Below are 4,931 nucleotides of genomic sequence, written 5' to 3' on the forward strand. Positions count from 1 at the left end.
GCCGACAGCGCCCTGCGCGCCGAACTGGCCGGCTGGGCGGACCGGGCCCGCGCCGAGGGCCTGGACCGGGACGACATGACCGCGCTGGTCACCGCCGTACTGGACGAGACCTTCGCGGCGGACGGCGGCGTGCCGGACAGCACCCGTACCGGACAGAACACACCAGAGAACACCCAGGGGGACCACGCATGACAGTGACAGCGCTGGAGGTCGCGGACCTCGGCAAGGCGTACGGACGGTTCGGGAGGCGCGGCAAGCGGCGCTGGGCGCTGCGGGGCTGCTCCTTCCGGCTCCCCGCCGGCCGCGTCTGCGCCCTCGTCGGCCCCAACGGCGCCGGCAAGTCCACGCTCCTCGCCGCGGCGGCCGGACTGCTCGCCCCCACCGAGGGCGGGCTCCGCGTCCTCGGCACCGACCCGGCGACCGCCCGCCCGCGCCTCGCGTACGTCGCCCAGGACAAGCCCCTCTACCCGCAGCTGACCATCGGCCGGACCCTGCGCCTGGGCCGGGAGCTCAACCCGGAGCGCTGGGACCAGGAGGCGGCCGAGCGGATCGTCGAGGGCGGCGGCCTCGACCACGGCCTGCGCGTCCGCACCCTCTCCGGCGGCCAGCGCACCCGCGTCGCGCTCGCCCTCGCCCTCGGCAAACGCCCCGACCTGCTGCTCCTGGACGAGCCGATGGCCGACCTCGACCCGCTCGCCCGCCACCAGCTGATGGGCGCGCTGCTGGGCAGCGCGGCGACCCACGGCACGACCGTGCTGATCTCCTCCCACATCCTCACGGAGCTGGAGGACGCCTGCGACTACCTGCTGCTGGTCGACGGCGGCCGGATCCGCCTCGGCGGCGAGATCGAGGACATCGTGAACGCGCACACCATGGTCACGGGCCCCGCCCGCGGCCTGGCCCCGCACACCGTGGTCGAGTCCCGCTCGACCGGACGCGGCCTCACCGCCCTGATCAGGCCGGACGGCCCGGTCGACGACGCGTGGGACACCCACGTCCCGTCCCTGGAGGAGCTGCTCCTCGCCCACCTGCGCTCCCCGGAAGCCCCGGCCCTGCTGACCCCGAGCGCGGAAGCACCGATCCGTACGGAGGTGGCGGCGTGAGGACGCTCGCCCCGCGCGGCCCCCTGTGGGTCGCGACCCGACTGCACCGGCGCGCCCTGTGGGCGGGGGCCGGGTTCCTGGTCCTGGCCGTCGCGGCGCTGCTCTACCAGCGGCTCCACGCGGCGAGCGTCGCCGATGCCTTCCCGGCCACCGGCTGCTCGGTCGACATCAGGTCGATCCGCTGCGAGGACACGGTCCGTACGTACCTGGACGCGGAGCTCGTCTTCCAGCGCTGGCTCACCTACCTGAGGATGTTCCTGCTCGTCCTGCCCGGGGTCGTCGGCGCCTTCGTCGCGGGCCCGGTGATCGCCCGGGAGCTGGAGTCGGGCACGTACAAACTGGCCTGGAGCCAGTCCGTCACCCCCACCCGGTGGCTCGCCGCGAAGCTGGCCGTACCGCTGGCGTGCACGGTGGCCGGCGTCTCCGTACTCCTGGGTCTCCACCGCTGGGCCGTGGAGACCGGTCCCGACGACCACTTCGGGGACTTCTGGTACAGCTCGTACCGCGACCTCGGCATCGGTCCCACCGCCCTCGCGTACGCCGTACTGGGCGTCGCGCTCGGCGCCGTCATCGGACTGCTGGTACGGCGGACCGTCGTCGCGATGTCCGCCGCCGCGCTCGCCATGGGCACGGTCGTGCTGGTCCTCCACGAATGGCTGCGCCCCTCCCTGTGGCCGGTCCTCACCGACACCACCCCCATCCGGCGGGCGGCCGACGACTGGGTGGTGCAGGAGGGCGTCATCACGGCGGCCGGCGAGCGGATCACCCGGGAGGAGTGCTTCGGCTACGGATGGCGGGTCTCCCCGTGCGAGGAGCGGCCGGAAGGCGCCGTCAACTTCGTCGACTACCACCCCGCCTCCCACCTCTGGCCCCTCCAGCTGGTAGAAACCGGAATCGTCCTCGCCGTCGCGGCGGTGGCCGCCTTCGCCGCGTTCCGCGTCCTGCGGCGACTGCACGCCTGACCCGCTCCTCACCACACCCGCCCCAGGAGCACCGGGAGCACCAGGAGAGCACCGGCCATCACCGGAAAACGCTCCCCGGGGAGCGGTCACCGCCCCCGGGGAGCCCCGTCCCGCTTCCCTGCACGTCATGTCGCCGTTACCGCCCATTCAGACGTGCTTGCGACGCTCTCCCAATGCAGCCCGCTGTACCCCCCACGCCGAACGGCAGGTTCCGCCTCGCCCCCGCGCTCTCCGACGCGCCTGTCACCCCTTCCGCGCGGAAGAATGGGGACATGAGCGAGCAGCCCGAGGTCCCGGTCCAGCACCACCAGCCGTCGGTCGGCTTCCTAGCCGCCCACCGGCCCCACACCGTCGCCGCCAACGTGTCCGATCTGGAGCCCGATCTCGACGCGGATCTCGACGCGTACGAGGAAGACAGCGATCACGACGGCGCGGAACTCCCCCAGGGCCGGTTCCTCGACCGTGAGCGCAGCTGGCTGGCCTTCAACGAACGGGTCCTGGAGCTCGCCGAGGATCCGGCGACCCCCCTCCTCGAACGGGCTAACTTCCTGGCCATTTTCGCGTCGAACCTGGACGAGTTCTTCATGGTCAGGGTCGCCGGGCTGAAACGGCGCATCGCCACCGGCGTCGCCACCCGCTCCGCGTCCGGCCTCCAGCCGCGCGAAGTGCTCGACCTGATCTGGACCCGCTCCCGCGAGCTGATGGCCCGGCACGCCGCCTGCTACCAGCAGGACATAGCCCCGGCCCTCGCCGACGAGGGCATCCACGTCATCCGCTGGCCCGAGCTGACCGAGAAGGAGCAGGCGCGCCTCTTCACGCTCTTCCGCCAGCAGATCTTCCCGGTCCTCACCCCGCTCGCCGTGGACCCGGCCCACCCCTTCCCGTACATCTCCGGCCTGTCGCTGAACCTGGCCGTGGTCGTACGGAACCCGGTCAGCGGCCACCGCCACTTCGCCCGGGTCAAGGTGCCGCCGCTGCTGGCCCGCTTCCTGGAGGCCTCGCCCTCGCGGTACGTGCCGCTGGAGGACGTGATCGCCGCCCACCTGGAGGAGCTGTTCCCCGGGATGGAGGTGCTGGCGCACCACATGTTCCGGGTCACGCGCAACGAGGACCTGGAGGTCGAGGAGGACGACGCCGAGAACCTCCTCAAGGCACTGGAGAAGGAGCTGATGCGGCGCCGCTTCGGGCCGCCGGTGCGCCTGGAGGTCGAGGAGTCCATCGACCCGTACGTCATGGACCTGCTCGTCCGTGAGCTGAAGGTGCAGGACTCCGAGGTCTACCCGCTGCCCGGACCGCTGGACCTGACCGCGCTCTTCGGGATCTCGGCGCTGGACCGGCCCGAGCTGAAGTTCCCCAAGTTCATCGCGGGCACGCACCGCGACCTCGCCGAGGTGGAGTCCGCGTCCGCGCCGGACATCTTCGCCGCCCTGCGCGAGCGCGACGTCCTGCTGCACCACCCGTACGACTCGTTCTCGACGTCCGTCCAGGCCTTCCTGGAGCAGGCGGCGGCCGACCCCGACGTCCTCGCCATCAAGCAGACGCTCTACCGGACCTCCGGCGACTCCCCGATAGTCGACGCCCTGATCGACGCGGCCGAGTCGGGCAAGCAGGTCCTCGTCCTGGTCGAGATCAAGGCCCGCTTCGACGAGCAGGCCAACATCAAGTGGGCGCGCAAGCTCGAAGAGGCCGGCTGCCACGTCGTGTACGGCCTGGTCGGGCTCAAGACGCACTGCAAGCTCTCCCTGGTGGTACGCCAGGAGGGCGAGACCCTGCGCCGCTACAGCCACGTCGGCACGGGCAACTACCACCCGAAGACGGCCCGGCTGTACGAGGACCTCGGCCTGCTCACGGCCGACCCGCAGGTCGGCGCGGACCTCTCCGACCTCTTCAACCGGCTGTCCGGCTACTCCCGCAGGGAAACCTACCGGCGGCTGCTGGTCGCCCCGAAGTCCCTGCGCGACGGGCTGGTCACCCGGATCAACAAGGAGGCCGCGCACCACCGCGCCGGCCGCCCCGCCTACGTCCGTATCAAGGTCAACTCGCTGGTCGACGAAGCGATCATCGACGCCTGCTACCGGGCGTCCCAGGCCGGGGTCCCGGTCGACGTCTGGGTGCGGGGCATCTGTGCCATCCGCCCCGGCGTCCCCGGGCTCTCCGAGAACATCCGGGTCCGCTCGATCCTGGGCCGGTTCCTGGAGCACTCCCGCGTCTTCGCCTTCGGCAACGGGGGCGAGCCCGAGGTCTGGCTCGGCAGCGCGGACATGATGCACCGCAACCTCGACCGCCGTATCGAAGCGCTGGTACGGGTCACCGACCCGGCCCACCGCGCGTCCATCACCCGGCTGCTGGAGACCGGAATGTCCGACACCACCTCCTCCTGGCACCTGGGCGCGGACGGCAACTGGACCCGGCACGCCACGGACGCCGAGGGCCAGCCGTTGCGGCACGTACAGGAAATGCTCATAGACGCCCGGAGGCGCCGGCGTGCAGCACCATGAAGTCGACACCGTGCCCGGCACGGCCCTGAGCCCCGCACGGGGCACGGACCGGGCCGCGGACCGGCTGACGGCGGGCGAGATCCTGGCCGGGTACCTCCACACCCGGGCGGGTGATTTCCTGCGCAGTCTGCGGCTCTACAGCGAGAGCGGCTCGGACACCGCCGCCGCCGAACAGGCCGCGGCGGCGCTGCGCGCCTCCGCCCGGCGGATCGGCGGCAGCCTGCACACCTTCCGGCCGCTGCTCGACCCGGCCTGGGCCGACCAGCTGCGGACGGAGCTGGGCTGGCTGTCCGGCACACTCGCCCAGGAGCACGCGTGCACGGCCCGGCTGCACCGGCTCCTCACCGCGCTGGGCCGGCTCTCGGGCG

The 4,931-nt window shown here is 72.4% G+C and carries 4 protein-coding genes and 1 pseudogene; all 5 read left to right on the forward strand.

The genetic code is table 11. The features are described 5' to 3' along the window. A pseudogene (locus tag GT042_RS39530) lies at positions 1–192 on the forward strand (GntR family transcriptional regulator); the annotation flags it as partial. Further along, a complete protein-coding gene (locus GT042_RS30155) occupies positions 189–1,103 on the forward strand; it encodes an ABC transporter ATP-binding protein (RefSeq protein WP_161311865.1) in 915 nt (304 codons plus the stop codon). The pseudogene GT042_RS39530 and the gene GT042_RS30155, both read left to right, overlap by 4 nt. Continuing rightward, entirely contained in the window at positions 1,100–2,065 is a 966-nt protein-coding gene (locus tag GT042_RS30160; RefSeq protein WP_345943977.1) for an ABC transporter permease, read from the forward strand. The genes GT042_RS30155 and GT042_RS30160 overlap by 4 nt, the downstream gene beginning before the upstream one ends. A gap of 272 nt (positions 2,066–2,337) precedes the next feature. Then, a complete protein-coding gene (locus tag GT042_RS30165) occupies positions 2,338–4,563 on the forward strand; it encodes an RNA degradosome polyphosphate kinase (RefSeq protein ID WP_161311866.1) in 2,226 nt (741 codons plus the stop codon). 25 nt (positions 4,564–4,588) lie between these two features. Beyond that, positions 4,589–4,931, forward strand: a 343-nt coding sequence (locus GT042_RS30170; RefSeq protein WP_202534174.1) for a CHAD domain-containing protein, incomplete at its 3' end; no start/stop codon positions are given.

This window comes from Streptomyces sp. SID3212 (genome assembly GCF_009865405.1).
GTDB lineage: Bacteria > Actinomycetota > Actinomycetes > Streptomycetales > Streptomycetaceae > Streptomyces.

What these genes read in the sequence shown, in the direction of transcription:
- GT042_RS30165 (WP_161311866.1), top strand. Translation starts at nt 2,338, where the DNA reads ATGAGCGAGCAGCCCGAGGTCCCGGTCCAGCACCACCAGCCGTCGGTC.
- GT042_RS30155 (WP_161311865.1), top strand. Translation starts at nt 189, where the DNA reads ATGACAGTGACAGCGCTGGAGGTCGCGGACCTCGGCAAGGCGTACGGA.